The 25,386-nt window shown below is 70.4% G+C and carries 25 protein-coding genes and 3 pseudogenes; 16 read left to right on the plus strand and 12 right to left on the minus strand.

Features of this window, described 5'->3' with window-relative positions; genetic code table 11:
• Window positions 1-241: 241 nt before the first annotated feature.
• Complete coding sequence (locus ABZ479_RS39725) at window positions 242-997, minus strand: bactofilin family protein (protein ID WP_500466129.1); 756 nt, start codon at window positions 995-997, stop codon at window positions 242-244.
• Window positions 998-1,124: 127 nt separating this feature from the next.
• On the opposite strand from ABZ479_RS39725, the gene ABZ479_RS39730 reads away from it, so the two are divergent.
• The 6 genes and pseudogenes from ABZ479_RS39730 to ABZ479_RS39755 all read left to right on the plus strand — a co-directional run.
• Window positions 1,125-1,460 (plus strand): DUF6233 domain-containing protein, encoded by a 336-nt coding sequence (locus ABZ479_RS39730; RefSeq protein WP_500466131.1) that lies wholly within the window; start codon window positions 1,125-1,127, stop codon window positions 1,458-1,460.
• A 92-nt stretch (window positions 1,461-1,552) separates the two neighbouring features.
• Window positions 1,553-1,999, plus strand: coding sequence for a hypothetical protein (locus tag ABZ479_RS39735; RefSeq protein WP_500466132.1), 447 nt, complete (start codon window positions 1,553-1,555; stop codon window positions 1,997-1,999).
• A gap of 78 nt (window positions 2,000-2,077) precedes the next feature.
• Complete coding sequence (locus ABZ479_RS39740) at window positions 2,078-2,245, plus strand: DUF5670 family protein (protein WP_018561957.1); 168 nt, start codon at window positions 2,078-2,080, stop codon at window positions 2,243-2,245.
• Window positions 2,246-2,537: 292 nt separating this feature from the next.
• Window positions 2,538-3,428, plus strand: coding sequence for an alpha/beta fold hydrolase (locus tag ABZ479_RS39745; RefSeq protein WP_500466133.1), 891 nt, complete (start codon window positions 2,538-2,540; stop codon window positions 3,426-3,428).
• A gap of 93 nt (window positions 3,429-3,521) precedes the next feature.
• Window positions 3,522-4,004, plus strand: a pseudogene (locus tag ABZ479_RS39750) (dihydrofolate reductase family protein); the annotation flags it as partial.
• Window positions 3,934-4,191 (plus strand): annotated as a pseudogene (locus ABZ479_RS39755) (IS701 family transposase); the annotation flags it as partial. The pseudogenes ABZ479_RS39750 and ABZ479_RS39755, both read left to right, overlap by 71 nt.
• Before the next feature lies 1 nt (window position 4,192).
• On the opposite strand, the pseudogene ABZ479_RS39760 reads toward ABZ479_RS39755, so the two are convergent.
• Window positions 4,193-4,642, minus strand: a pseudogene (locus tag ABZ479_RS39760) (IS701 family transposase); the annotation flags it as partial.
• 157 nt (window positions 4,643-4,799) lie between these two features.
• Window positions 4,800-6,041, minus strand: a complete 1,242-nt coding sequence (locus ABZ479_RS39765; RefSeq protein WP_500466134.1) for a VWA domain-containing protein — start codon at window positions 6,039-6,041, stop codon at window positions 4,800-4,802.
• A 587-nt stretch (window positions 6,042-6,628) separates the two neighbouring features.
• Here ABZ479_RS39765 and ABZ479_RS39770 point away from each other — a divergent pair.
• Both ABZ479_RS39770 and ABZ479_RS39775 read left to right on the plus strand, forming a co-directional pair.
• Window positions 6,629-7,192 (plus strand): dihydrofolate reductase family protein, encoded by a 564-nt coding sequence (locus ABZ479_RS39770; RefSeq protein ID WP_500466135.1) that lies wholly within the window; start codon window positions 6,629-6,631, stop codon window positions 7,190-7,192.
• Between the two features lie 205 nt (window positions 7,193-7,397).
• A complete protein-coding gene (locus tag ABZ479_RS39775; protein ID WP_500466136.1) occupies window positions 7,398-8,087 on the plus strand; it encodes a hypothetical protein in 690 nt (229 codons plus the stop codon).
• Between the two features lie 109 nt (window positions 8,088-8,196).
• Here the strand turns inward: ABZ479_RS39775 and ABZ479_RS39780 are convergent, their stop codons facing one another.
• On the minus strand, window positions 8,197-8,394 hold the full coding sequence (locus tag ABZ479_RS39780; RefSeq protein WP_500466137.1) for a hypothetical protein: 198 nt from the start codon (window positions 8,392-8,394) through the stop codon (window positions 8,197-8,199).
• A 291-nt stretch (window positions 8,395-8,685) separates the two neighbouring features.
• Entirely contained in the window at window positions 8,686-9,621 is a 936-nt protein-coding gene (locus ABZ479_RS39785; protein ID WP_500466138.1) for a LysR family transcriptional regulator, read from the minus strand.
• A gap of 138 nt (window positions 9,622-9,759) precedes the next feature.
• Between ABZ479_RS39785 and ABZ479_RS39790 the strand changes: the two genes are divergently transcribed.
• The gene (locus tag ABZ479_RS39790) at window positions 9,760-11,004 is read left to right on the plus strand and encodes an MFS transporter (RefSeq protein WP_500466151.1); all 1,245 of its coding nucleotides are present in this window, start codon (window positions 9,760-9,762) and stop codon (window positions 11,002-11,004) included.
• Between the two features lie 67 nt (window positions 11,005-11,071).
• On the opposite strand, the gene eno is transcribed toward ABZ479_RS39790, so the two are convergent.
• Window positions 11,072-12,397: a phosphopyruvate hydratase gene (gene eno, locus ABZ479_RS39795; RefSeq protein ID WP_500466139.1), complete on the minus strand. Its 1,326-nt coding sequence runs from the start codon at window positions 12,395-12,397 to the stop codon at window positions 11,072-11,074.
• A gap of 162 nt (window positions 12,398-12,559) precedes the next feature.
• On the opposite strand from eno, the gene ABZ479_RS39800 reads away from it, so the two are divergent.
• The 3 genes from ABZ479_RS39800 to ABZ479_RS39810 all read left to right on the plus strand — a co-directional run bounded on the left by ABZ479_RS39800 (window position 12,560) and on the right by ABZ479_RS39810 (window position 14,939).
• Window positions 12,560-12,985 carry a MarR family winged helix-turn-helix transcriptional regulator gene (locus ABZ479_RS39800; protein WP_499605725.1) on the plus strand — a complete coding sequence of 142 codons (426 nt, stop codon included), beginning with the start codon at window positions 12,560-12,562 and terminating at the stop codon, window positions 12,983-12,985.
• Between the two features lie 109 nt (window positions 12,986-13,094).
• Complete coding sequence (locus ABZ479_RS39805; protein WP_500466140.1) at window positions 13,095-13,271, plus strand: hypothetical protein; 177 nt, start codon at window positions 13,095-13,097, stop codon at window positions 13,269-13,271.
• Window positions 13,272-13,466: 195 nt separating this feature from the next.
• Complete coding sequence (locus ABZ479_RS39810; RefSeq protein WP_500466141.1) at window positions 13,467-14,939, plus strand: DEAD/DEAH box helicase; 1,473 nt, start codon at window positions 13,467-13,469, stop codon at window positions 14,937-14,939.
• A 191-nt stretch (window positions 14,940-15,130) separates the two neighbouring features.
• Here the strand turns inward: ABZ479_RS39810 and ABZ479_RS39815 are convergent, their stop codons facing one another.
• Window positions 15,131-15,694, minus strand: a complete 564-nt coding sequence (locus ABZ479_RS39815) for a hypothetical protein (protein WP_499605723.1) — start codon at window positions 15,692-15,694, stop codon at window positions 15,131-15,133.
• A 35-nt stretch (window positions 15,695-15,729) separates the two neighbouring features.
• A complete protein-coding gene (locus ABZ479_RS39820; protein WP_500466143.1) occupies window positions 15,730-16,176 on the minus strand; it encodes a hypothetical protein in 447 nt (148 codons plus the stop codon).
• 348 nt (window positions 16,177-16,524) lie between these two features.
• Here ABZ479_RS39820 and ABZ479_RS39825 point away from each other — a divergent pair, with 348 nt between their 5' ends.
• The gene (locus ABZ479_RS39825) at window positions 16,525-17,127 is read left to right on the plus strand and encodes a hypothetical protein (protein WP_500466144.1); all 603 of its coding nucleotides are present in this window, start codon (window positions 16,525-16,527) and stop codon (window positions 17,125-17,127) included.
• A 58-nt stretch (window positions 17,128-17,185) separates the two neighbouring features.
• Here ABZ479_RS39825 and ABZ479_RS39830 read toward each other — a convergent pair whose 3' ends face one another.
• The 4 genes from ABZ479_RS39830 to ABZ479_RS39845 form a co-directional block, all read right to left on the minus strand.
• Window positions 17,186-17,755 (minus strand): class F sortase, encoded by a 570-nt coding sequence (locus ABZ479_RS39830; RefSeq protein WP_500466145.1) that lies wholly within the window; start codon window positions 17,753-17,755, stop codon window positions 17,186-17,188.
• 68 nt (window positions 17,756-17,823) lie between these two features.
• Window positions 17,824-18,471: a DUF4142 domain-containing protein gene (locus ABZ479_RS39835; RefSeq protein WP_500466146.1), complete on the minus strand. Its 648-nt coding sequence runs from the start codon at window positions 18,469-18,471 to the stop codon at window positions 17,824-17,826.
• A gap of 482 nt (window positions 18,472-18,953) precedes the next feature.
• On the minus strand, window positions 18,954-19,598 hold the full coding sequence (locus ABZ479_RS39840) for a dihydrofolate reductase family protein (RefSeq protein ID WP_500466152.1): 645 nt from the start codon (window positions 19,596-19,598) through the stop codon (window positions 18,954-18,956).
• 181 nt (window positions 19,599-19,779) lie between these two features.
• A complete protein-coding gene (locus ABZ479_RS39845; RefSeq protein ID WP_500466147.1) occupies window positions 19,780-20,253 on the minus strand; it encodes a hypothetical protein in 474 nt (157 codons plus the stop codon).
• 390 nt (window positions 20,254-20,643) lie between these two features.
• Between ABZ479_RS39845 and ABZ479_RS39850 the strand changes: the two genes are divergently transcribed.
• The 3 genes from ABZ479_RS39850 to ABZ479_RS39860 all read left to right on the plus strand — a co-directional run bounded on the left by ABZ479_RS39850 (window position 20,644) and on the right by ABZ479_RS39860 (window position 25,339).
• A complete protein-coding gene (locus ABZ479_RS39850) occupies window positions 20,644-21,177 on the plus strand; it encodes a hypothetical protein (protein ID WP_500466148.1) in 534 nt (177 codons plus the stop codon).
• Between the two features lie 445 nt (window positions 21,178-21,622).
• Entirely contained in the window at window positions 21,623-23,704 is a 2,082-nt protein-coding gene (locus tag ABZ479_RS39855) for an NPCBM/NEW2 domain-containing protein (RefSeq protein ID WP_500466149.1), read from the plus strand.
• A gap of 345 nt (window positions 23,705-24,049) precedes the next feature.
• Window positions 24,050-25,339: a tachylectin-related carbohydrate-binding protein gene (locus ABZ479_RS39860; protein ID WP_500466150.1), complete on the plus strand. Its 1,290-nt coding sequence runs from the start codon at window positions 24,050-24,052 to the stop codon at window positions 25,337-25,339.
• Window positions 25,340-25,386: the final 47 nt, after the last annotated feature.

Raw genomic sequence — 25,386 nt, forward strand, 5'->3', positions numbered from 1 at the left:
CCTCCGCGCCGCCCCGGCCCGACCCCCCCACCCTGGCCCCCTCCAGGGGGCCCGCCCGGCCCCCCCCCGGGGGGCCGGCCCCGCGACACACGTCGCGGGGCCGGCCGTCGTTCGCGTGCCGATCGCATGCGGTCGTGCGTTCGCCCTTCCCGAGCCGAGGGCTGGGGTCGGCGGTTGCCGTCGCACAAGGACGGCGCCGCGAGTGGCAACTGAACTTGCGGGCCGTCTGCCGGACGACCCCTCACCCCTTCTGCGGCAGCTCCTGCAACGCAGGGACCGTACGTCCACCGCGGAGGACGGGGAGCCCCCGCACCATCCGGTCGATCATGCGGTCGTGGAGCAGACCCGCGTCCGCGAGGTGGAGATCCTCACCGGGGGCGTCGCCGTCACCCAGGAGGACTTCCGGCAGCAGCAGGTCGGACAGGCCCGCGCGTGGCGCCGGATCCTCGACCGCGAGGCCACAGCCGTCGAGGTCGACGTAGTCGGGCACCAGGGCCCGCCCGCGCACACGTCCGCCGACCTCGGGCAGGAACTCGTCCCACATGATGGCCAGCCCGGCACGGAGGTCACCGAGGACCTCGACGTGTTGTTCGGTGGAGGTGCCGACGAAGGTCTCGACCTCGATGTCGCCGTGAACCAGTAGGTGCGAGGTGCCGGTGAGCACGAGGTTGGCGGCCTTCAGATCGCCGAGGACGATCAGCGCCGGGCTGCCGTAGTCCAGGTTGAGGATGTTGCCGTCCACGTGAAGGTCGCCGTCGATGACGTATCCGGTGACCGCGCCGTCCAAGCCCTCGTACTCGGGTCGTCCGCCCGCGTTGATCCAGGGGTTCCGGTGCCGGTACTGGTGATCGTCCAGCCAGAGCGAACCGGGCAGTGCCGCGGGCCCCGGGTGCAGGATGTACTCCTCCTCGTCCAGATTGCCGTAGGTCTCCCGCGGGAAGCCGCGACGCTCGAACAGAGCGACGGTCTCGGCCCATGTCTGGTAGATCGTCTCCATGGCCGACACAGTAGGCGGCTCCGCCGACAGGGCACCGGGCCGCCCATGTCCTGTCAGCGCTGCCCGGCGGACCTCGGTCGTTCCCGTCCGCTGGCCCGGCACTCCCACCCGCCGTAAAGTCGATCATGTGGGCGACCTGCCTCCGGACCTGGATCGGCTACAGGTGATCCGCCTCTACCTGCAGCTGCAGCTCGACGCTGTCGACGCCAAGATCCGCGAGAGTACGGAACAGGCGGCCAAGGGCGGCGTCGCCCCTGCGTCACCAAAGCCGGAGCCCTCCGCTGACAGCGACATCGGCTTCCGCCTGCAACACGTGCCCAAGGGCGGGACCCTGCGCGCCGTCGTCCACCGTGGCGACTGCCCGGACGCAGCGGGCGGCTGGATCAGCCGGCACGAGCTGGAGATCGCACTCCGTATGCCTGAGGTCACGCCGTGCCCGCGCTGTCACCCCGGCCCTGATTGACGGCCGGGCGGTGTCACCGACCATCCCCCGGCGGCCCGCCCACATGGGGTAACGCAGGGTACGCCGGAAGCTCGGGGTGGCATGACGACAAGGTGAGCGAAGAACCTCAGCGGCCGCCGGACGCCGGTCACCTGCGTCCCCCGGGGGTGAGCGATCGGACGGTCGAGGCTCTGGGCTCCCTGTCCAAGGCACTGGAGACCACCGAGCGCGCCCGCGGCCACCTGTACGCCTTCCACCAGCTGACGGGAACCGCCGACCTCGAACTCGACCGCGCCGTCCGGCTGCTGCGGGAAGCTGGTCACGCGTCGCACGCCGACGCCGTGGAACGGGAGATCGTGGGACGCGACGTCATCCCCGGGCATTGGACGTTCCAGATCGTCGAGGCGTACGACCGGACGTACTACCACCCCTTCGCGGACCTGGAACGCAGCCTGGTCGACGACCTCGCCGAGGGCCGGGACCATCTCTACGAAGCCGAACTCAAGGAGGCCCGCCGCTCCCCCGCTCACCGCGATCGGAGCGCCGACGAGGACTCCTGAGCGCCGAGTGCCCCCGTCGTACCGACCCCGCATGTCGTGGGCTCTTCGGGGCAGACGCGTGGTCAGGAGGTATACACAATGGTTCCTTTGCTTCTGGTCCTGTTGCTGGCGCTGATCCTGTTCGGCGCCGGGTTCGCCCTCAAGGCCCTGTGGTGGATCGCCATCATCGTGCTGGTGGTGTGGCTCCTCGGGTTCGTCTTCCGGGCCGCCGAAGGCGGCGGACGGCGCCGCTGGTACCGATGGTGACCTGAGACCTCTTCCCTACCTCGCACCAGGGTGGGGTCCGCGATGCCGGAGGGCCGCGGACCCCACCCTTCGCACATCCGGCCGACGCACGGGTCAACGCACTTGAGGTGTCATCCGCCCGACCGCCTACGCGAGCTCAGCTGGAAGGCCGGCAAGATCTCGGCTCGCGGCTCGTGGGACGCCTCGAGATGCGCCGCGACGAGCCGGACACCATGATCGACGAAAGGGCGCCATCTTTTCCGTCCCCTCTCGCAGGGTTCCGGAAGCCACTCTCCGCAATTTACGTGCAGGAATGAGCATGACCGACACCTTTCAGTCCCGCGAGGAGTGGATCGCCGGGGGCGGTCGCCAGTCCCTGCCCGGATTCCCGCATGCGGTGTTCGTGCGACAGGACGGCCCCGCATCCGGTCATCCGGTGACGCTGCTGCACGGGTTCCCCACGTCCTCGCACGACTGGGCCGCAGTCATCCCCCACCTCGTGGCCGCCGAATGCCGTGTGACGACGGCGGATTTCCTCGGGTTCGGTGAGAGCGACAAGCCGTATCCCCATGCGTACTCGGTTCTTGAGCAGGCCGACCTCATCGAAGCCGTCTGGCGGTTCACCGGCTGTGCGGCGACTGCCCTGGTCGCCCACGACTACGGGGTGTCCGTCGGGCAGGAACTGCTGGCCCGGAATCCGGCCAGGGTGACGTCCATGACGTGGTTCAACGGGGGTATCTGGCCCGACCTGCATCATCCGATCCCCGAGCAGCAGATCCTCTCCAGGCCGGGCAGCGCGGAGGTGGCGCGCCACGTGGACGAGGTGAAGTTCACGGCCGCCATCGACCGCCTGATCGGTGAACGGCCCCTTCCGGTCGGTCTGCTGCACGACATGTGGCTCGGAGCACGCTCACGTGCCGGCCTCAGGGTCCTGCCGTCGCTTCTGCACTACATGGAGGAACGCAGGGAGAACAGCGCCCGTTGGACCGGGACACTGCGCACCTACCAGGGCGAGCAGCACTTCATCTGGGGACCGGCCGACCCCGTCAGCGGCGCACATGTGATTCCCCGGATCCGCGAGGTCGTGCCTCACGCGACGCTCACCGTGCTGGACGAGGCTCCCGCGGTCGGCCACTTCCCCCAGGTGGAAGCGCCCGGGATCGTCGGCCCGCTCCTCGCCGGCTCGTTGGGAGACCACGCGTGAGCGTGCGTCGGCAGGAGCCGCCCGTGTTCGACGTCGGGAGCACGCGGGTCACGACACGCCAATTTGGGGCTCCCCGAAGCAGAGGAGAGCCCCGTGGGCAAGGTGGTCATGTACGGCTCGGTGTCGGTGGACGGCTTCGTCGCGGACGAGAACGACCAGCCCGGGCCCCTGTTCGACTGGCTGTCCGGCGGTGACGTCCCGTTGGACGGGAGCGGCGCGCTGAAGGTGTCGCAGGCGTCCTACGACCACACCCGGCCGTACTGGGACCGGATCGGGGTGACGGTCGTCGGCCGCCACGTCTTCGACATGACGGACGGTTGGGACGGGAAACCTCCGGGCGGGATCGACCACGTCGTCGTCGTGACCCACCGGGGCAGGCCCGAGGGCTGGCACCCCGAGGCTCCGTTCCACTTCGTCGACGGCGTCGAGGCAGCCGTGGCCACGGCGCACGGCCTCGCGGATGACCGCGTGGTCGAGGTCGCCGCCGGCGACGTCGGCGGCCAGGTGCGCCTGGCAGAAGCTCTCCGTCGGCGCCGGAGCCAAAGGGCACCGCTTCTACGACTGGGCTCTGGCCGACATCGCCGACGACCGGCCCGGCCACCGCCACCTACTCGTCCGCCGCAACCGGCGCACAGGGGAACTTGCCTTCTACCGCTGCTACTCAGCAACGAGAGTGCCGCTGTCTACCCTCGTAAAAGTGGCAGGACGCAGATGGACAGTCGAGGAGACCTTCCAGTCCAGCAAGGGCCTGGCCGGGCTCGACGGTAGAGCTCGCGGTCGATCAGGGCCCGGCCCATGCTCGTGGCGTAGGCGGCGAAGACGCCGATCTGGCAGTTCTCGGTGCGGCCCGCAGTCCCGGAGTACTGGCGCTGAACTCCGGCGGAAGTGACGCCCTTGTTGACGAACCCGGTGTCGTCGATGACGAGGACCCCATCTTTGCCACCGAGCTTGTCCGCCACGAATTCCTGCAGGTCATCGCGAATGTCGTCGGGGTTCCACTTCGCTCCGGCGAGCAGGTGCTGCAGCCCGTCAGGAGTGGTGTGACCTGCCTGCTCAGCCAGTTGCCAGCTGTTCTTACGGGTCATCGGGGCGAGCAGACCACGTACGTAGTCGCGCATGCGGCGGCGTAGTTCCACTCGGCCGAAGCGATGGCCGATGGTCACGAAGAGATCGTCCAGTTCCAGGTCCCACTGCTCGGCGACGCGCGCGGTGATCACGTGGGCAGGCTGCCCCTCACACTGCCACTACTTACGTCGCTGTCGCACGATCGAGGGACCGCCTACCGAAAGCGATCCCTGACCTCTCCTGGCCCGCTAAACTCCAGCCGCTCAGCGAAACCCGCAGGTCAGACACCGAAATCCTGCTGAAGTACTAGCGGAGGATTCCAGCGCCCCGTGCGACTCTGATCCAGTCTGGAAACTCTTTCATGAGGCGGTCGTATAGAGAGGCGTCCGATCGCGCCTTAGGATTCTGTCCGGCGCCGAAGTATCCGGCATTGTCTACTGCTCGTCCGCCAAGAGTGTCTAGGCTGCGGAGAAATCGCAGGTCGCGACTCAGGCCGAAGCCAACGAACTGCCAGAAAATCGGTAGCGTGCTGGACGCGCGTAGGAGGGCTCTTGTTTCCTCGCGATCGAATGGATCTCCGTCGGTCTGGAAGATCACGAAGGCCGGGTCAACTGAGCCCGTCTTTCTGTAGTGATTGATGACGGCGCTCATCGCTGGCGCGAAACATGTGCCACCCCATTCCAGCTTCTTGTGGAGGGCGTCGATTCGGCCCTTGTAGTTGCTGAGACTCACATCAGACACTAGATCGACCTTATGCGAGAAGAACACCAGAGGTACGGTGCCGTCGTCGTCTAGGTTCGCGGAGAGTCCAAGGGACTGTTCGGCGAGATGCTGCATGGTGCCGTCGTCGTAGAAACCGCCCATGCTCCCCGAGTGATCCAGGACCAGGTAGACGGCTGCGCGCTGTCCAATAATTCCACTTTTGGTCAAGCTGACCTTGGCGGCTTTGTAGAGGTTTACGAGGCCCGGTGCCGATTGTTGGACCTTTTCAAGGCTAATCGCCGACGCCGGGAGGTCGGGCGCGGATGTGGCGGTTGACGGTGTGGTGTCCGCGTCGTCGTCAACGCTGACTCCGAAGTCCGTTGCCAAACCTGCAAGCCCGGTATCCCAACCTTGACCGACAGCCCGGACTTTCCACGTCTCGGCACGTCGATAGATTTCGACTAGAACTGCAACGGTCTCCTTTTGGTTGAACGGTGGGGGAATAAATGCAAGGCGAACGTTGCCGCAAATGATGACCGCTTGCGGAGTGTTGGATGCATTGAAGTGCGTCGTCTTGAGCTGAGGGTCGATGCTGGCAACGATGGCGACCCGATCCACTGTGGACGGGAGTGCTGCGAGATCCGCGCTGATGGACTGCCCGTCCAGGGCGATGCCGTCCTGAGCGGGATGGTTGTAGAAGACCAGGTCCTCGTCGCTACGTACTTTGCCGCTCTCGGACAGGAGCACGGCGCACACGTCGATGCCCCCTGTGGCAGTGGTGATGGACACCCGGCACGAGTCGCCGGGCAGCGAGGCATTGCCGCCCTTGGAAAGTGTGGTCGTCATGACGCCCTCCTAAGGACACGTAACTTATGCCGCGACAAGCCACGTTGCAGGGAAATCGACACATTCGTTGCTCGGTCAACTGCTGCGCTACGTCTGCGTGGCCCCGTCCCAGGAGAACCCTCGTGTCCGAGCCCGTGATCTTCTGCTCACCTGCAGGCCCGACGGTCGGCAGCTCCGTCCTGTACCGGCTAACGGCCGACGACGTCCGCGCCATCGCCCGCGAGCGAGACGAGGCCGGCGCCCGCGGCAACCGGTCAAGGCCCGCGAGGAGTACCCCGCGGTCATCGTTCGCGTCTGGGGCGATACCCCGCGGGCCGCCTGCAGCCTTCACGTCCACCTCGACGGCCCAGACCTGTACTGGGCGACGCCCCGGCACCTCGGCGAGCAGACCGGCAACTGGTCCTGGCCGCCCAGGCCCGGCGCCTGATGGCCGCCGCAGCACCTGTTGGAGGATCCCGACGTGGTGATCCGGGGCGACCGGGTGCTTCACCTTTGCTACCGGGTGCGCCGTTGACCGTGCGCACCGATGAGTTTCCCGCGCCGTGCCGGTCTGCACGCGTGAGACCGACTCACGGAAGGCCGACGCCATGCGGAAACTGATCTACGGCATGAACCTGAGCCTGGACGGCTTCATCGCCGCGCCCGGCGACGACATCGGCTGGAGCGTGCCGAGCGACGAGCTGTTCCAGTTCTGGTCAGACCAGTTGCCGGCGACCGACCTGTCGCTGTACGGGCGCAAGTTGTGGCAGACGATGAGCTCCCACTGGCCGACCGCCGACCAGCAGCCCGACGCCACCCCGGCGCAGATCGAGTTCGCGCACCGCTGGCGGGACATGTCGAAGGTGGTGTTCTCCTCGACGATCGACAAGGTCGACTGGAACTCCCGTCTGGTCACCGGCGACGCGGTCGCCGAGATCACCCGGCTCAAGGCCGAGGACGGCGGCCCGATGGCCGTCGGCGGCGCGACGCTCGCCGGGGCGGCCATGCGGGCCGGGCTGATCGACGAGTACGTGCTGCTCACCGCGCCGGTCCTGGTGGGCGGCGGCACGCCGTTCTTCACCGTGCTGGACGGCTGGGTGAACCTGAACCTGCTGGAGACGCGGACGCTTCCGCACGGCGTGATCCTGACCAGGTACGAGACGAGGCGCTGAGCACCCGTCAGCCGAGTCATCGCCTTCGGCGAGTTCGCGGCCGACGGTCGCATCCGGTCCGTCCGGTTCGCGCTCGACCCAGGCCATCACGGGGCATGACGATCTGCCGGGCCCGAGGCCTCGGCCCGCGGTCGCCGTTGTATCGTGATCGTCTTGGCCGGGGTTCGGGGGTCGGGCTCGTTGTGTCGGTGTGGGGGAACTCGTCATGCGACGTCTGGTGCGTCATCTTGTCCCGGTGGCCCTGACGGCGGTCGTGGCGATGTGCGCGGGCTGCGACGACCGGGCGACCGTGGCGACGTCCGCCGACCTGAAGCCGTTGACCGAGGATGAGCTGTCGAAGGCGCTGCTGCGGGACTCGGACGTTCCGGGGCTCACCGCCGACGTCGGACCGGGTCTGCCGCTGTTCGGCCAGGACGACGTCGTGACGGCGTCACCGCGGGAGTGCCAGCCGCTGGCGGACCTGATGAGCGTGCGTCCTCACCATGCACGGAAGGCGCTGGTGTGGGAGGTGCTGGACGGTGTGCGCGACGGCGCGGGTGAGACGTCGGGGAGCCTGGCGCTGAGCAGCCACACCCCGGCCGAGGCACAGGCTTGGGTCGCGGACCTCAAGGGCGCGCTGCCCGGATGCGCGCGTTTCCAGGCCATGCCCGCCGCCGGCTGGGATTACGGGTTCAGCGTGAAGGAACTCGCCCCGGTGAAGGCGGGCGACGAGGCGGTTTCCTACCTCATCACCAACCTGAGCGCGCCGGAGGGGAAGGGCAACGTGGAGTCGGTGGTCCGCACGGGCGGGACCCTGTCCGTGTACCTGCTCGCGCAAGGCCCCGGCGAGCCGACGCCCGTACCCGAGGGCGTCGCGCGCAAGCAGCACGAGCGATTGCGGGACGCCCGCCGCTGAACGACGGCCCGCCCTTACCCCCGGCTGACTCCACCGGGTGTCGCACGCCCATGCGGGCGACGGCGACCGGGCGTCGGGGGGACTCCGACGGCGAGCCTCCCCCTGTGCCTCACTTCGAGTACTGGTCGGTGTACTGCGGTCCGTCCGTCTGGGCCTTGCAGCCCTCACCGTTCGCCGGCATGCCATGGGAGATCACCAGAGCGTAGGACTGCGGGACGAAGTCGCACCCCTTGCCGGACCACTGGGACGCGAGAAACGTCCACCCGGCTGCAGCGATCGCGAGCGTGTACTTGGTCTTGGAGTTCATACGAATGACCGTGCCTCGGATCCGCCGGGCCGCCACGACCCGGCTTCGGATTTACGTGTCAGTATGAGCGGATTGCGATCATATGCGCGACTCGTCCAGGTGCGGATGCGCACCGCAGAGCCGTCGGCACAAGCGGCCTGCGACAGCATCACCGCAGGTCATGGCAGGCAAGGGCACGAGCTGACGACATCACCGGGAAGGCGGGTGTGAACGCGTCAGCGAACCTCGAACTCCTGCACGGTGAGGGGCCCTCCGGCCGCCCGGGGCCGCGGCGGACTGCCCCGTCGAACGTCAGCGCGGAATCACCCAGCTCGGTACCCAGGTACCGGCGGCGTCCTCGCCTGCGGTCGTGGCGGCCAAGTGGGTGCGGAGGGCGGCCAGTGCGGGGTGGGGGTTGTCCCGGTGCCACAGGAGCGAGTGCGGGTACACGGGCGTCGGGTCGGTCACCGGGATGCGGCGCAGGCCGTGGTCGGCGGGCCAGATGAGGCGGCTGTGCTCACCCATGAAGGTGGCCAGGGCCGGGGTGTCGGAGATGGTGTCGAGGAGCGCGTCCGAGCCGAAGTTGGGGCCGGTCGCCTCGATCGTGAGGCCGAACTCGGCGACGAGGTCGTCGTAGTAGGCGCCCCACTCGGTCCCGGGGGCGATGCCGGGCATCCAGATACGGTGCCCGACGAGCTGCGCGACGGTCACCGACCGGGCGTCCGCGAGCGCGTGGGCGGGGCCGGTCAGGAGCTGGAGCGGCTCGTCGAGCACCCGGACGGACTCGATGTCCTCGGGAAGGGGCCGGCCGGGCGCGGCGACGGCGCGGAAGGACGCGTCGATCGCACCGGAGCGAAGGGCGGCGACGGCCGTCTCGATGTCGAACAGCATCATCACGTCGAGCTCGATCCCGGCGTGCGCGCGGTGGAAGCCGCGCATCAGACCCGACTGCGCGCTGCGCGAGGCGATGACGTCGACGCGCAGCGGACGGCGGCCGGGGCGCACGGACGCGCGGGCACGCTCGGCGACACGCAGGAACTCGTGGGCGTGGGGCATGAACGCCTGCCCGTCGATGGTGAGCTCGGCGCCGCGTGCGGCACGGGTGAACAACCGCACCCCGAGGGTGCGCTCCAGCATGGCGATGCGTTTGGAGACGGCCTGCTGGGTGACCGACAGGTCGACGGCGGCTTTCTGGAACTGGCCCGCGTCCGCGACGGCGACGAAGGTACGCACTGCTTCGAAGTCCACGCCGCCCCACCTTAGTGAACAACCGATGGTTGTGGGCGGCCGGCGGTCCGGTTGTTTGACCTGCCGTTGTCCTGGCCGCTTGGCTCTCCCGGTCAACACCGGTTTGTGCGGGTGGACCTCGAGGAGAGCACGCTGATCATGGTGGGCGGAAGAACGCTGGGCCGGCGGTTCGGCTGGCTGTGGGCGGCGTACGCCGTGAGCGCGTACGGGTCCGGGCTGGGGTTCGGCGCGCTGCCGCTGCTCGCCGTACTGGTGGTGCGAGCCGGACCGGCGGAGGTGTCCGCGCTGTCCGCGGTGGGGCCCGCGGTCGGTGCGCTGATCGCGGTGCCGCTCGCGCCGTGGGTGGAGTTCCGGCGCAAGCGGCCAGTGATGATCGCGATGGACCTGGCCCGGTTCGCGGCCATGGCGACGATCCCGCTCGCCTACGCCCTCGGCCGGCTCGGCTTCGTTCACCTGCTCCTGGTCTCGGTCGTGGTCGCCGCAGCCAAGATCGCGTTCAACGCGGCCGGCGGCGCCTACCTCAAGGCCCTCGTCCGGCCGGACGACCTGCTCGTCGCCAACGCCCGGTTCGAGTCGACGAACTGGAGCTCCATCGCGGTGGGGCCGCCGCTGGGCGGGGCCGCGATCGGCCTGTTCGGGCCGGTCACCACCGTGGTGGCCGACGCGCTCAGCTACCTGCTCTCCGCGCTTTCCCTCGCCGCGATCCGCGGCGATGAAGAAGCGCCGCACACGGCCGGGAAGAGCCCGTTCCGGGCGGGCGCCGCGCTCGACGGCTGGCGGCACATCATGGGCCATCCCGGTCTGCGGGCGCTCTACCTGAACCAGCTGCTCGTCGCGGGCCTGATCATGGCCACCGAGCCGCTGCTGGCGGTCCTCCTGCTGCGCGAGCTCGCGTTCGCGCCCTGGCAGTACGGCCTCGCCTTCGCCGTCCCCTGCCTCGGCGGACTCATCGGGTCGCGGCTGGCCCCCCGTGTCGTGTCCCGCTTCGGCAGGCACCGGGTCTTCCGGACCGTCGGAACCCTGCGCGCCGTCTGGCTGATCGGCCTGGCCTTCGTCCGTCCCGGCGCCGTCGGCCTCGTCACCGTGATGGCGGTCGAGCTGGCGATCATCATCAGCATGAGCCTGTACAGCCCGGTGCTCGCCACCTACCGGCTCGAACGCACCCCCCGGCACCTCGTCGCCCGCACCCTGTCGGCCTGGTCGATCGGCCAGCAGGCGTCCATCGCCGTCCTGACCGCGCTCGCCGGACTGCTCGCCGCCGCCACCGGCCCGCGTACCGCTCTCACGGTCGCGGGACTGCTGATCCTGGCCACCCCGCTCCTGCTCCCCCGGCATGAGCAGACGTCGCGAGACGCACCGGAACCGGCCCGCGACCACTCATGACGCCCCGGCCTCCTCGTTCACCACCGTGCCGGCCCCCCGACCGTGACCGGGGGGCCGGGGGTGGCCGCTACACCTGCCCGCCGTTCACGCCCGCCGACAGGGCGGAACGGCCCGCGAAGCGCGCTGCGTCGCCCAACTCCTCCTCGATCCGGATCAGTTGGTTGTACTTCGCCGTACGGTCCGAGCGGGAGAGCGAGCCGGTCTTGATCTGACCGCAGCCGGTCGCCACCGCCAGGTCCGCGATGGTGGTGTCCTCCGTCTCGCCCGAGCGGTGCGACATGACGGCCGTCCAGCCCGCCCGGTGAGCCATGTCCACCGCGGCCAGCGCCTCGCTCAGGGTCCCGATCTGGTTGACCTTGATCAGGACCGAGTTGCCGACGCCGGAACGAATGCCCTCCCGCAGCAGCGTCGCGTTGGTGCAGAACACGTCGTCGCCGGTGAGCTGACAGCGGTCGCCGACGCGGGCGGTCAGCTCGCGCCAGCCGTCCAGGTCGTTCTCGGCCATCGGGTCCTCGATGGAGACGACCGGGTAGCCGTCGATGAGCCGGGCCAGGTAGTCGGCGTGCTCGGAGGGGGTGCGGCGCACCCCCTCGCCCACGTAGTCGTACACCCCGTCGCGGAAGAACTCGGACGACGCCGGGTCCATGACCAGGGCGATGTCCTCGCCGGGGCGGTAGCCGGTGCGCTCGATGGCGGCAGTCACGAAGTCGAGCGCCTCCTCGGCGGTACGCAGCTCGGGGGCGAAACCGCCCTCGTCGCCGACGCCCGTGGAATGCCCGGCGGCCAGCAGATCGCGGCGCAGGGTGTGGAAGACCTCGCTGCCCATGCGGACGGCTTCGGCGAAGGTGTCGGCGCCCACCGGTGCGATCATGAACTCCTGGAAGTCCAGCGGGTTGTCGGCGTGGGCGCCCCCGTTGACGATGTTCATCATCGGCAGCGGCAGGAGGCGGGCGCCGGCGCCGCCGAGGTAGCGGTAGAGGGGTTCGCGGTGGGCCGCGGCGGCGGCCTTGGCGGCGGCGAGGGAGACGCCGAGGATCGCGTTGGCGCCGAGCCGGGACTTCGTGGCGGTGCCGTCGAGGGCGAGCAGCGCCGCGTCGAGCGCCGCCTGTTCCCCGGCGTCCCGGCCGCGCACGGCGGCCGCGATCTCCCCGTTGACGTGGGCCACCGCGCGGTCGACCCCCTTGCCGTGCCAGCGCGCGGGGTCTTCGTCGCGCAGTTCCACGGCTTCCCGGGCGCCGGTGGAGGCGCCGGAGGGGACAGCCGCGCGCCCCAGGGAGCCGTCCGCCAGGACGACGTCGACCTCGACCGTGGGGTTGCCACGGCTGTCGATGATCCGGCGGGCGGTGACGGTTTCGATGACGGCGTTGACGGTTCCGACTGCCGTGGCGGTCATGGGAGGTCCTTCCCGTTGTCGTGTGCCGTGGCCCCGGCTGCGACAACGCTGGCGCTGAGCCCGACGATCAGAACCATACAGCAATGCTGCGCAGTTTTGCTGTACAGCATTGCTGCACAGGTGTGATGCTCAGCCTTGCCGGCCAACGGGGTAAAGTGCCCTATGCCCACCCCGGAAGCCGCCGCCATCGCCGCCGACCTGCGCACCGCGATGGGCAAGCTCACCCGACGCGTCAAGAACGAGGACCGCATCCCGCTCGGCCAGGTCGCGGTACTCGGAGCACTCGACCGCAACGGCGCCATGACCACCAGCGACCTCGCCGTCGATCAGCGCGTACGCCCCCAGTCGATGGCCCGGGCGGTGGGTCTGCTCATGGAGCAGGACCTGATCACGCGACGGGCGCACCCCACGGACGGCCGCAAGTCGCTGGTCGAGTTGTCGGACGCCGGCCGGACCGCACTCGAAGCGGAGCGCGGCCGCAGGGCCGGGTGGCTCGCACAGGCCATCGAGGCCGAACTCACGGACGAGGAGCGGGCATTGCTGGCACAGAGCGCCGCCCTGCTGGAGCGACTCGCCACCCGCCACTAGCCAGTACGGCAACGGGTGAGGGACGGCTTCGTCGCGCCGTGACCCCGCGGAGGGGCGACTTCCCGCCGGGCCTTGTACGGCCCCGCGCATCACCTCCGCGGCGTCAGCCGTGACGCCGCCGGGCGCGTACCTCACCCGCCGGCGGAGGGACCTCGCCGCCCGGCGCCGGCGTGACACCGACCACAGCTTCGACGCGATCGCCGCCTCCGTCGGCTACGCCTTGCGCCGGGCCTTCGGCCGCGTGCGGGGCCGCGGACTCGCCGGGGGAACGGGAGCGGGCGGGTAAACTCGCCGGGAAGTGCGATCCCGCGGACGTCCGTACCCGGCGTCGGCACGCACGACGCAGCCGGGCCCCGCGCCGCATGGACAGGAGGGCCCGCTGCCGCTTTCCGTCTTGTCTTCGGCTCGTTCCGGCGACTTCCCGGCCGCACAATCCGCCGGGGACTCCCTCGATGCGTGCCCCGTCGAGGAAGGTTCGCCCATGGACCGTTCGCCCCGCAACGACGACCGCTCCGGTCCAGCCGGCCGTACCCGCGCGCGGGTTCCCGGCAACTCCGGCGGCAAGGTGCGCCCCGTCGCCGCGCGGGGGGATTTCGCGGCACCCGAGACGGTGACCCCGGCCCTTCCGCCCGTGACGGCGTTCTCGCAGCTCCCCCTCCCGCCGGCCTTGCTGAAGACCCTCACCGACCTCGGTGTGCACGAGCCGTTCCCCATCCAGTCCGCCACGTTGCCGGACGCCCTGGCCGGCCGGGACGTGCTCGGCCGGGGACGCACCGGCTCGGGCAAGACCCTGGCCTTCGGCCTGCCGCTGCTCGCCCGTACCGCCGCGGGACGACGAGCCGAACCCAAGCGGCCCCGGGCGCTGGTCCTGGTGCCCACCCGTGAACTGGCGCAGCAGGTCACGGAGGCGCTCGCCCCCTACGCCGCGGCGCTGGACCTGAGGCTCGCCACCGTGGTCGGCGGCCTCTCGATCGGCCGGCAGGTCGCGGCGGTCCGGGCGGGGGCGGAGGTCGTCGTCGCCACGCCGGGGCGCCTGAGCGACCTCGTCGCGCGCCGTGACTGCCACCTGGACCACGTGCGGATCGCGGTCCTGGACGAGGCGGACCAGATGGCCGACCTGGGCTTCCTGCCGCAGGTCACCGAGCTGCTGGACCAGGTGCGTGCGGGCGGCCAGCGGATGCTGTTCTCGGCCACCCTCGACGACAACATCGACCTCCTGGTCCGCCGCTATCTGAGCGATCCGGTGGTCCACTCGGTCGACCCCTCGGCGGCGACCGTGGACGCCATGGAGCACCACGTGCTGTACGTCCACGCCGCCGACAAGTACGCCACCGCCACCGAGATCGCCGCCCGCGAGGGCCGGGTGATCATGTTCCTGGACACCAAGCACGCGGTCGACCGGTTCACCCGGCACTTGGAGGCCTCGGGAGTTCCGGCGGCGGGCCTGCACAGCGGCAAGTCGCAGCCGCAGCGTACCCGGGCGCTCGCCCGGTTCAGGACCGGAGCGGTGACGACCCTGGTGGCCACCGACGTCGCCGCCCGCGGAATCCACGTCGACGACCTGGACCTCGTGGTCAACGTCGATCCCCCCGGCGACTCCAAGGACTACCTCCACCGTGGCGGACGGACCGCGCGGGCCGGCCGGTCCGGCACGGTGGTGACCCTCGTGACCACCGGCCAGCGCAGCGACGTGGCCAAGCTCATGTCGGACGCGGGCATCCGGCCCACGATCACCCAGGTGCGTTCGGGCGAGGCGGCGCTGAGCCGGATCACCGGGGCCCAGGCCCCCTCGGGCGTCCCCGTCGACGGAGCGCCGGCCGCCGGCGCGCCGGCCCGCGGTGGTGCCCCGTTCCGCGGCCTGGGCACCCGTCCCGGGCGCGAGTCGCGCAAGCAGGCCGAGGCCCGCCAGATGGCCGCGGCCCGCGAGGCCGCTCGCATCCGCCGCTCCAACTGAGCCCCCGGACCGCGCCGCGCGCCGATCCGAGGGGAAGCGCGCGGGTGCGGGCCCTCGCGGGGACCGGGGAAGGCACCGTGGATCGTGGTGCGCTCGGCCCCGTGCTTCCCGCGAGGGGGCGCCCCGGCCGGCGAGGAACGGGGGGCGGGGGGACTGGCCGAGAGCGGCTCCCGTCCCCCGGTCCATGCCGTTCAGCGCTGTTGCGCGACGTCCTTGACCGAGGTCGGGCCCAGCTGCTTCGCGCTGGCGTACTCCGGCATCGTCATGGGCTTGTCGAAGAGGAAGAACGACTGGTTCGTACCGACCGTGAACTCCATGTACGCGTTGGTCGTGGCGTCGAACCCGTAGTAGGCGTTGCAGGTGGAGCCCGTCGTGTACGTGCCGTCCATGCCGGGCTGCGCCAGGACCGCGAGCCCCTCGGAGGAGGACTCCACCCTCTCCGTCGGGGTGAGCATCTTGCAGCGCGGCACCGGCAGCCCCTTCATGACGAAGTAGCCGTACTCGCCGTTGGCGTTCTGGATGTAGACGTAGGAGAGCTTGCCGCGCTTCCCCCACGTCGTGATCCACTGGTTGATCGCCTCACGCGTCGGCGAGTACTCCATGCGGCCCGCAGGCTGCTGGGCCACGAGGCGGTCGTAGTTGTCCTGCTTGGCCTTGTTCTCCTTGTCCTGGCTGGACTCGGTGCAGGACGCCAGGACGAGGCCCAGGACGAGCGCGACAACGGCCGCCAGGGACATGCGTGCGAACTTCTTCATGCGGGGCTGCCCTCTTCTCCGGAGCATGGCGGGGATCAGTTGGCGCACGTCGTGTGCTCGGCGGTGACGTCAAGCCGGTACGGCAGGTCCTTGTCGTGGAACGGCGTGCGGTGCTCCTGGGCGGCCTTGGAGTTGTAGGTGTTGACCGACTCGATCCGCGTGGCCTTCAGCGCGGTGATCGACTGGTCGATCTGCGTGGTACGGACCTCCGAAGCCGCCTTGCGTTCCTCCTGCAGCACCTGGATCGTCCCCTCGGCGTTCTGCACGGCCGTGCACAGGTCGAAGAACTCCTCGTACGTCGTCTGCCGGAACTCGCCGGAGGCGACGGTGTTCTCGCGCTCCTCCACCTCACCGCGGAACGGCGCGGTGATCCACGCCGCCTTGCCGAAGGCGAACGCCCCGATCACGTACAGCACCGCCAGGAAGACCACCCCGACGACCGCCCAGGTCCCTATCCGTGCCCCCTCACGTACCTCACCCATCGCCCTCTCCCTTCACACGTGGATCCGCCGCACGGACCACATGTGAAGGAGGACACGGCGCCCGATGAAACGGTTCCCCTTGACGCCCGCGTCCGGAACGGGCGGAACGTCCGTGGCGGTCAACGGTGTTGGGACGCCGGTTGTGCGGGTGTGACGTCCGTCGTCCCGTCAAGCGCCCCCCGGCCGGGACGGTTTGGGGCGGGTCGGCTGCACAGCGGGCCGGAATCTGCCATAGGGTTCGGCGCGGACCGGCTCGCTCGATCAGTTGCGGTACAGAGCAGTTCAGTTCACGTCAGATCAGGTCACCGTCAGGCAGTCGTGCGACAGGCACGTGCAGGGGAGCACAGCGTGAGTCTCATCAAGAAGGCATTCGAAGTCATCGAGAAGGGCTTTGACGCGGGCGGTGACGCCATCCACGACTTCACCGTCAACCGTCGCACGGCCGAGCTCTTCCTGAAGCTGGGTGTCGCGGTCTACGCCGAGCAGCGCCTGGGTGGCTCGCACGAGCCGGTGGAGAGGATGTTCGAGGCCCTGGAGGGCCACGTCGCCGAGAACGGCGAGGTGGAACTCGACCACCTCAAGGAGGCCCGCGAGGTCCTGGGCGAGGCGTTCGTGGCCAAGCACACCGCGGAGATCGAGGCCGAGGAAGCCGCCGAGGCGAAGGCGGCGGAGGAGGCCGTGGCCGCAGCAGCCGCCGCTGCGGCTGCGGCCGCCGCCGTGACGCCCGCAGCCCCCGTGGCGGCGCCGGTGGCTCCGGTGGCCCCCGCGCCCGTGGCTGCGCCCGCGGCCCCCGCGGCTCCCGCGGTGCCGCCGGTTCCGGAGCAGGCCCCCGCGGCCCCGGTCGAGGCCGCCGCCCCCGCCGCTCCCGTCGAGCAGGCCGTCGCCCCCGCCGCCCCGGCGGAGACCCCCGCGCCCGCCACGGCTCCGGCGGAGACCACCCCCGCCGGCTGACCCGCACGCGAAGGCCCGGCGGACGTCCCTCGACGCGCCGGGCCTTCCGCGCTTCGTACTACGCCCCGGCGCTCGGAGCGCTGCGGCGCTCATCCGGGGTGGCGTAGACGACGAGCGTGCTGTCGTACCCGCCCTCGGCACGGTGGTAGGCACCGGTGCAGGTGACCAGCGCCAGGCGGGGCGGGCCGTCGCGCGTGAAGAGCGCGGCGGGCAGACCTCCCTGCACATAGGTGCGCCGGGCCACGACGACGTAGTGATAGACGTGGCCGCCGGCAGTGGTCACGTCGATGCCGGCTCCCGGTTCGAGCGTGAGGAGAGCCGCGAAGGCACCGATTCCCTCCCGCCGGGTGTCCACATGGCCGGCGATCAGTGTCGTACCCCCGGCGGAACCCGTCGCCGCGCCCAGGGCCCACCAGCCGCCCACACGCCCGGACTTGGGAAGCCTCAGGCTGCCGTCCAACGCTGCCGCCACGGGCACCACATCGGCGTGGAAGCCCGCGGGCCCGCGGATCGCGACGGGAGGCGAGGGGGTGAGGCCGTCGAACGCGACGGCACTCGGCGATTGCCGCAGGCTGCCCACGTCACCGGCAGGAGCGGGTCCCCCGAGCAGGGCCCAGCCCGTCACCATGGCGGCCACACCCGCGGCAGTGCCCAGGGCGGCCAGCGCAGTGGCAGCACGGGGCCCGGGAAAGGGTGTCAACGGTTGGCGGCGCTCCGGCGCCGGAGCCGTACGAGCCATCCGGCGCTGAGGCCGGCCAGCAGCGCACCACCGGCGAGACCGACGACCGCAGGGGTGCCGAAGGAGGCGTCGCGGGCCGCGGCGACCTGCCCGCCGTTGCCGGCGTGGATGGTGCCCGTGTCCATGGATGCGTGGCAGGTGCCGCCCTCGACCATCTGCAGGTGCATCGCCACGACCGGCCGGGCCGCCTTGGCCGCGGCCACGATCTCGGCGTTCGCACCCGATTCCACTTCCTGGTCGATCAGCGCGAGCGTCTGGACGTGGCCGACATCGTTGATCTTCAACCACGCGGCGTCGTACGCCGACGAGCCGGACTTCTCCCGCACGGAGGCCAGCTCCTGGTCCTGCGTGGCGCTGGGGCCGGCGGGCAGCGAGATGCCGAGTTCGGCGGCGAGGGCCTTCACGTCCGCGTCGAGCTTGGTGTGGTCGCGCACGAGGACTTCGCCGACCTCCTTCACACAGGCCGTCGTCGCGTGTGCCTGTGCGTCCTGCCCGGCCGCGATCTCCGCGAGGTTGCCCTGGTGGACGGCCCTCACGAAAGCGATCTCCTGGTCGCTGACCGACGCGGCCGTGGCCTGCGGAGCCGCCACGGCGCTGATCGCCACCGCGAGAACGGCTGCCGGAACCCTGCCCAGACGTATCACTGCGTACTCCCTTCGCCCTCAGTACGGACCGACTGAGGGAACGCGGAATGCGAAGGCCGTGCAGCGTTCGCCTAACCATTGATCGCATAGGACACCTGGGGCCGCATGGGGGCGGCGCCAAGTTCACTGCCTTGGCCCCGGCCGGCTTGAATCCTGCGCGCGGGGTCGTCCGGCGAGCGGCCTCCGCCGGAGGGGAGGGCGGCGCGCGTGCCCCTTCGGCTCGCCCCACGGCGTCACTCATCGTGCGGGGTGCTGTGTCCGCTCGCCCGTACCCGCTCAGCCCGTCCGACGGCCTGGGAGCCCGGCCCGTGGGGAGCCTTTCCGGCATGCGGCGCCGGCCGGGCGTCGGCGCTGCGGCGATGGACCGGCATGGCCGCGCGAAGGACGTCCGCCGGGCGGACGCCCCCGCGCGGCCATGGCCGCGCCCGGCTGGGCCCGTCGTGTCACCTGCGCCAGAACAGGTGGTGCCGCACACCGCTCGCGCTGGGCACGACCTCCAGGTGGAAGCGGTCCAGCAGTTCGTCGGGCGACTCCCACAGCCGCAGCCCGGATCCGAGCTCCACGGGCCCGACCGCCACGTGCAGGGTGTCGACGAGGCCGGCGTCCAGGAACTGCCGGACGGTGGTGACCCCGCCGCCGAGCCGGACGTCCTTGCCCTGCGCCGCTGCGCGCGCCCGCTCCAGAACCGTGGCCGGGTCGCCGTCGACGAAGTGGAACGTGGTGTCGGAGAGCGTGAACGAAGGACGCGTGTGGTGGGTCATGACGAACACCGGCGTGCGGAACGGCGGCTCCGCTCCCCACCAGCCACGCCACTCGTGGTCCTGCCAGGCCCCCCGCTGCGGCCCGAACTTGTTGCGGCCCATGATCTCGGCCCCGATGTTGCGGGCGAAGTCCCGTGTGAAGTAGTCGTCCAGACCCCGGCTCCCGCCGGGATCGGTGCGCATCGGCCAGCTCGCCGTCGCGCCGGCCCAGCCGAACAGCCGCTCGGGACGGTCACAGCCGAACGGCCTGTCCAGGCTCTGCTCCTCGCCGGCTCCGATGCCGTCACTCGAGACGTTGAAGTTCATCACTCTCAGCAGTTGTTCCACGTGCTTCCCCATCGGGTCCTGTCGCGTCGTCGTACGGCGGAGCGCCGCACATCATCACGTCGAACACGACCCGCCCGGATCGACAGCCGCCCGCCACCCATTTCCGTGACGTCCCGGCGGCGCCGTCCGCGGTGTCGCAGGGAACTCCGGACCGCGCCGGCACGTGGCAGTCCCGGTCGCCTCAGTCACCCACGACCGGTTTCGAGCCGATGGACGCGCAGGCCGCCTCGTCCGTCGGGAAGCCGTCCGCCGGATAGACGACGGGCGCGCCGGAACCGGAGGACACACCGCGATCGGCCTGCGCGTTCGGCAGATAGCACGCCGCGAACCGGGCCGGCTGCGGCGTGCCCTGCCACATCTGCAGCCAGGTGGCCGCGCAGGTACGCGTGGCGTCCTGTACGTCGAAGTCCTTCGTGACCTCCACGGGCGGTTCGCTGAGGTCTGCCCCGGCGGTCAACGTGTGAGCGCACATGGCTCTGTTCCCGTCCTCCGCCCGCGCTCCGGACGTCACGACGGCCGCCGCGGTGATGCCGCCGGCGCACAGTGCGGCCGTGATGCCGGCCACCACGAACAGCCGTCGCCGTCGCGCAGGCCGGCCGGCGGCGGACGCCGCGAGATCGTGCCCGTGCTCCCCCGTGCTGGGGTGCTTGCTCATGTCGACTCCCGTGGAGCGAAGTAACGGTGCAGATCCATGCCGCCGACGTGGCGTGCGTGGTCTGCGTCCCGACGCAGACGTACGGCGAAGGCGGTGGCGGTGCGGCCCGTGACGACAACCCCCTGTCGGTCCGTCAGGCCGTCCCAGGCGCCCGGCAAGTGCACTTCCCCCGTCGGACACGTCGCGACCGCCTCGGGGCACATTTCTATCGCATCTGCGATCACGACGGACCGGGGTCGGTCAGCCAACGACGCCGACCTCGAGAAACTCTCGGGGGATCAGGGCGGCTTGCGCCGCCTCCGTCACCGGGGCGTCACAGCCTTGTCACCATGGGTATCGGAGCCCGATCCGGCCCCATATGGTCGGATGCACGACCTACGGGGGGCCGACATGCGTACGCACATCATCGGTGGTGTCCTGCTTGCCGCCGCGCTCACACTCACCGCCTGCGGCAACGGCGATGACGTCGGGGCCGGGCCGACACCCGGCGCGAGCCGGATCGACACGGTGGATCCGGCCGAGGACATCACCTTCGGAACGACGTACACCTGGGCGGACGGCCTGAAGGTCACGGTCACCGAGGCGCGGATCTTCACCGACTTCACGGACGAAGAGGGTCCGGCCGATCCGAGGAGCCATCAGTTCCGGGCGAAGCTGCGGTTCACCAACGGCGGCGACACGCCGGCCGACCTGGGCGAGGTCTCCACACTCGTCATGAGCGCCAACGAAGAGGCGGCCATCGCCACATCCGGCACGTTCCGCAACGGGGCCGCGCCTCTCGCGGGCAGCCTCGCGCCCGGGGCGACCGCGACGAAGACCGACGACGCGGTGATCGACCGGAAGCACGGCCGGAAGATCCTCGTCGTCGTGCAACGTGCCGGCAGCATCGCGGCACCCGAGTTCATCGGCAGCATCCGCGGGTAGGACCGCAGGCCGGCGACACCGCCGCCGGACGGGCGTTGACGCCCGTCCGGCGGCGGTGGCATGTCGCCCGTCGGGCGCCGGGCGCAAACCGCCCGCGCGGGGCTTTCGTTCACCCGGCGCTCAGAACTGGTGCCTGCCCCGTGGACGCTGCCCGGACGTGGGACGGATCCCACGTAGCCGCTCATGTGTCATGTCGGTGGCCAAAGCGCGCGGTTCGTGACAGACGGCATCGAGGCAGCCCGCTCAACCCGAGGAGTAACTCTTAATTTAGGAATTATTATTGACACCAGCCCTCAACCGCTCCAGGATCCTGCCAACAAGATCGCAGGCATCCGGCCACGGACCCGTCCTGGAACCGCCCGCCGTCCCTCCCCCGGGGGCAGCACCGGACCCACGACCGGGACGGGTCCGCGTGCCTGCGCGATCGGACAGCGAAGGATCCGATGTGAAAAGACGTCTCACCGCTCTCCTCGCCCTCGCGACCGGCCTGCTGGCCGTCCAGGCGCCCGCCCAGGCGGCCCCGGCGACCGCCACCGCCGGCGTGAAGGCACCGGCAGCCGCCGAGGTGCTGAGCCCGACTCCGTACATGGGCTGGAACACCTACTACGCGTTCGGTGGCGACCCGACCGACGCCGAGATCAGGTCGACGGCCGACTTCCTGGTCAGCAGTGGCCTGCGCGACGCCGGCTACGAGTACGTGTGGATCGACGGCAACTGGGCGGCGCCCACCCCGCGCAGCGCGGCCGGCGACCTGACGCCCAACCCCGCCCAGTTCCCGGACGGCCTGCAGCCGCTCGTCGACTACATCCACTCCAAGGGCCTGAAGGCCGGCATCTACACCGACGCCGGCCCGTACATCCCGGGCAAGTGCGGGCTCGGCAGCGGCGGTCACTACCAGCGTGACGCCGACCAGTTCGCGGCGTGGAAGTTCGACGCGGTCAAGGTGGACTACCTCTGCGGGATCGCGGCGGACCTCGACCCGAAGACCGTCTACACCGAGTTCGCGCAGGCGCTGCGGAACAACGCCGCCAAGCGCCCCATGATCTTCAACCTCTGCAACCCGGTGACCTCCCCGGACTGGGGCAACTACCCGGAGGAGCAGCAGTCGACGTACTCCTGGTCCTACGCGCCGAAGATCGCGCAGTCCTGGCGGACGTACACCGACGTGGGCTTCGTCGACGAGATCAAGTTCAAGGACGTGCTGCGCAACTACGACGCGAACGCGCGGCACCCCGAGGCCGCGGGTCCCGGGCACTTCAACGACCCTGACTACCTCGGTCCCGAACACGGGATGTCCGACGAGGAGTTCCGTACCCAGATGACGCTCTGGTCGGTGGCGGCCGCCCCGCTGATCATCGGCAGCGACGTCACCAAGCTGGGCAAGACCTCGATCAGCACCCTCTCCGACCCCGACGTACTCGCGATCAACCAGGACCCCGCCGTCGTCCAGGCCGTGCGTGTCGGCCCCGCCGGCACCACGGAGACCTGGGTGAAGCGGCTGGCCGACGGTGACCGCGCCGTGGTCCTGCTGAACCGGGGCGACAGCCCGGCGACCCTCACCACGAAGGCGTCGTCGGTCGGGCTCTCCGGCAACCGGTTCACCCTGAAGAACGCCTGGACGAACCAGGTCACCGAGAGCGCCGGCACCATCAGTGCCGCCGTCCCGGCCCACGGCGCGGCCCTGATCCGGGTCGGCCGGGCCACCGGCAAGCTCGGTCTTCCGCACGTCGTCGCCGGTCTGCCGCAGGTCACGCAGGTCGGTTCGGACGCGGTGCCGGCCGGAAGCGCTCCCCTGGTCGCCGGTGGGGACCAGGCACGGGTCGAGGTCACCGTCCGCAACGACGGCACGCAGCCGGTCCTGACCCCGCGTGTCGAGCTGACCGTGCCCACCGGGTGGACCGCCCGTCCGGTCGGCAAGGCGCCGTTGCTGCTGGCCACCAACCGCTCCGCGACCCTCGCCTTCACGGTCACCCTGCCGGCGACGGCAGCGCCGGGCAGCGCCACGCTGACCGCCGCGACGTCGTACCAGGTGGTCGGCAAGGGACGGCAGCGGCAGGACACGTCCACCGCACTGGTCGTCGCACCGGCGGCTCCGCACGGTGACGTCGCCCTCTCGCACCACCAGTGGATCAGCGCCAGCAGCGGCTGGATGAGCCCCACGGTCGACCTGAGCGTCGGCGGCTGGTCCCCGATCAGCATGCTCAGCAAGGTCTACCCGACCGGCGTCGGGGTCGCCTCGCCCTCCACCATCCGCTACTACCTCGGCGACCAGTGCAGCCGGCTCACCACGACCGTCGGCATCGACGACGCAGTGCGCAACGTCGGCCCGGAAGGCGGCACCTCGACCTTCCAGGTGATCGGTGACGGCAAGGTGCTGTTCGACAGCGGTGTGCTGAACCGCGACGATGTCCGCGAGGCCGACGTCGACCTGACCGGCGTCCGGGTGCTCGACCTCGTGGTCGGCGACGCCGGCGACGGCGGCTACAACGACCGCGCAAACTGGGCGGGTCTGAACGCCACCTGCTGAGGCCCGACCGGCCGCACCCGGGTCTCCCCGCCCGGGTGCGGCCACACTGCGACAGCCGCACGCCGTGGCGCGACTCCCGCGCCACGGCGTCGTGTCGTCGTACCCCGACCACCGCCGAGCGCACGGTGCGGTCGGCCTGGAGGACCGAACGGGCCGTCAGGACGCAACAGGCCAAGGACCCTTGCGTCCATCCGGCTTCTCTTCCCACCCGCGTGACCTGCGACAAGAGTGGTTCCTGCCACCGGGCGTCACACCCCCGACATCCCTCACAGCTGCACCTGCAGGGCAGCTGTCCGGGCCAGGGGTGTGCCGTCACCGCCCGAACCACCCACCGCAGGAGAAGTCATGAAGCTGAGCCATGCCGTCCGCCGTACCGCCGCCGCCGTGGTCGCCGTCAGCGCGATGTCCTTCGGCCTGGTCGCCACCACCGCCGGAACCGCGGCCGCCGCCGCGTCGTGCACCGGTGACGTGTCGATGTACGGCACGCTGTCCGACGGCCGTCTGACGTACACGCAGATCGAGCCGAACACCGGCGACCGCGTCAAGACGCTCATCGGCCCGAACCTCGGCTTCACACCCAAGACGATGGCGGCCCTCAACTTCAACACGGTCCTGGTCACCTCGACCGCCGGCGACCTCTACCGGGTCGACGTGCAGACGAACAACACGTCCCTCACGCTCGCGGGCGTCGTCAAGATCTGGGACGGCGGCTGGACCTTCGACAAGCTGGTCTACGACGGCGCCGGTCACCTCTACGGGACCGTCGACGGCCAGCTCCACCAGTACCTGGTGTCGCAGGCCAAGCCCTCGGGGTCGGCCCACATAGGCCAGCACGTCGTGATCGACACCGGCTTCGTCCTCAAGACGCTGGCCGCCGCGGGCGACGACCGGATCGTCGCCTCGACCGCGGACGGACGGCTGCTCAGCTACAAGATCAACGGCGTGGACGACTGGGACAGCTCGGTCCTGAAGTCGAGCGGCTGGTCGGCCGTGGACTCGCTCTCCTCCCCCGGCGGCGGCCTCTACTACGGCCGGACCAACGGCGGCATGTACTGGTACCACGACGTGGACCCCACCGACGGTGACGGCAGCGACATCGCCTACCACTCCGACGACCCGGTGGACGCGTCCGGCTGGACCCAGAGCCTGCTGTCAGCCTACGCCAACAACTGCGCCTACGTGGCGCCGGCCCCGCCGAAGTCCGTGCAGGGCGGCACCATCTACCGCAACGAGGTCATCGCCCGGGCCAAGGACTGGTACAACCGCAACATCCAGTACAGCCAGAGCGCCTACGCCACGGACGTCGACGGCGACCACACGTACCGCACCGACTGCTCCGGCTTCGTCTCCATGACCTGGCACCTCACCAGCTCGCTGACGACCGAGACCCTCCCCAACGTCAGCACGCAGATCAGCAAGGCCGACCTCCGGCCCGGTGACGCCCTGAACGACTTCTCCGACCACGCAGTCCTCTTCGCGGGCTGGAAGAACCAGGACGCGGGCACCTTCTACTACTACGCCGAGGGCAGCACCTCCACGGACATGAACTACTCCACCGCCAACGTCTACAGCGGCAACATCGGCGGCCACCCGGCCTCGAACTACGTCGCCCTGCGCTACAAGAAGATCGCCTGACGCCCCGCCCCCCGACGTCGCGAAGGCCCCGCCGAGGATCGGCGGGG

Source organism: Streptomyces sp. NPDC005722, from assembly GCF_040630935.1.
Taxonomy (GTDB): domain Bacteria; phylum Actinomycetota; class Actinomycetes; order Streptomycetales; family Streptomycetaceae; genus Actinacidiphila.

What these genes read in the sequence shown, in the direction of transcription:
- ABZ479_RS39740 (WP_018561957.1), top strand. Translation starts at nt 2,078, where the DNA reads ATGGTTCCTTTGCTTCTGGTCCTGTTGCTGGCGCTGATCCTGTTCGGC.
- ABZ479_RS39850 (WP_500466148.1), top strand. Translation starts at nt 20,644, where the DNA reads ATGCGTACGCACATCATCGGTGGTGTCCTGCTTGCCGCCGCGCTCACA.
- ABZ479_RS39770 (WP_500466135.1), top strand. Translation starts at nt 6,629, where the DNA reads ATGCGGAAACTGATCTACGGCATGAACCTGAGCCTGGACGGCTTCATC.
- ABZ479_RS39830 (WP_500466145.1), bottom strand. Translation starts at nt 17,755, where the DNA reads ATGGTGACGGGCTGGGCCCTGCTCGGGGGACCCGCTCCTGCCGGTGAC.
- eno (WP_500466139.1), bottom strand. Translation starts at nt 12,397, where the DNA reads ATGACCGCCACGGCAGTCGGAACCGTCAACGCCGTCATCGAAACCGTC.
- ABZ479_RS39815 (WP_499605723.1), bottom strand. Translation starts at nt 15,694, where the DNA reads ATGAAGAAGTTCGCACGCATGTCCCTGGCGGCCGTTGTCGCGCTCGTC.
- ABZ479_RS39860 (WP_500466150.1), top strand. Translation starts at nt 24,050, where the DNA reads ATGAAGCTGAGCCATGCCGTCCGCCGTACCGCCGCCGCCGTGGTCGCC.
- ABZ479_RS39800 (WP_499605725.1), top strand. Translation starts at nt 12,560, where the DNA reads ATGCCCACCCCGGAAGCCGCCGCCATCGCCGCCGACCTGCGCACCGCG.
- ABZ479_RS39780 (WP_500466137.1), bottom strand. Translation starts at nt 8,394, where the DNA reads ATGAACTCCAAGACCAAGTACACGCTCGCGATCGCTGCAGCCGGGTGG.
- ABZ479_RS39775 (WP_500466136.1), top strand. Translation starts at nt 7,398, where the DNA reads ATGCGACGTCTGGTGCGTCATCTTGTCCCGGTGGCCCTGACGGCGGTC.
- ABZ479_RS39845 (WP_500466147.1), bottom strand. Translation starts at nt 20,253, where the DNA reads ATGAGCAAGCACCCCAGCACGGGGGAGCACGGGCACGATCTCGCGGCG.
- ABZ479_RS39820 (WP_500466143.1), bottom strand. Translation starts at nt 16,176, where the DNA reads ATGGGTGAGGTACGTGAGGGGGCACGGATAGGGACCTGGGCGGTCGTC.
- ABZ479_RS39725 (WP_500466129.1), bottom strand. Translation starts at nt 997, where the DNA reads ATGGAGACGATCTACCAGACATGGGCCGAGACCGTCGCTCTGTTCGAG.
- ABZ479_RS39790 (WP_500466151.1), top strand. Translation starts at nt 9,760, where the DNA reads ATGGTGGGCGGAAGAACGCTGGGCCGGCGGTTCGGCTGGCTGTGGGCG.
- ABZ479_RS39745 (WP_500466133.1), top strand. Translation starts at nt 2,538, where the DNA reads ATGAGCATGACCGACACCTTTCAGTCCCGCGAGGAGTGGATCGCCGGG.
- ABZ479_RS39765 (WP_500466134.1), bottom strand. Translation starts at nt 6,041, where the DNA reads ATGACGACCACACTTTCCAAGGGCGGCAATGCCTCGCTGCCCGGCGAC.
- ABZ479_RS39810 (WP_500466141.1), top strand. Translation starts at nt 13,467, where the DNA reads ATGGACCGTTCGCCCCGCAACGACGACCGCTCCGGTCCAGCCGGCCGT.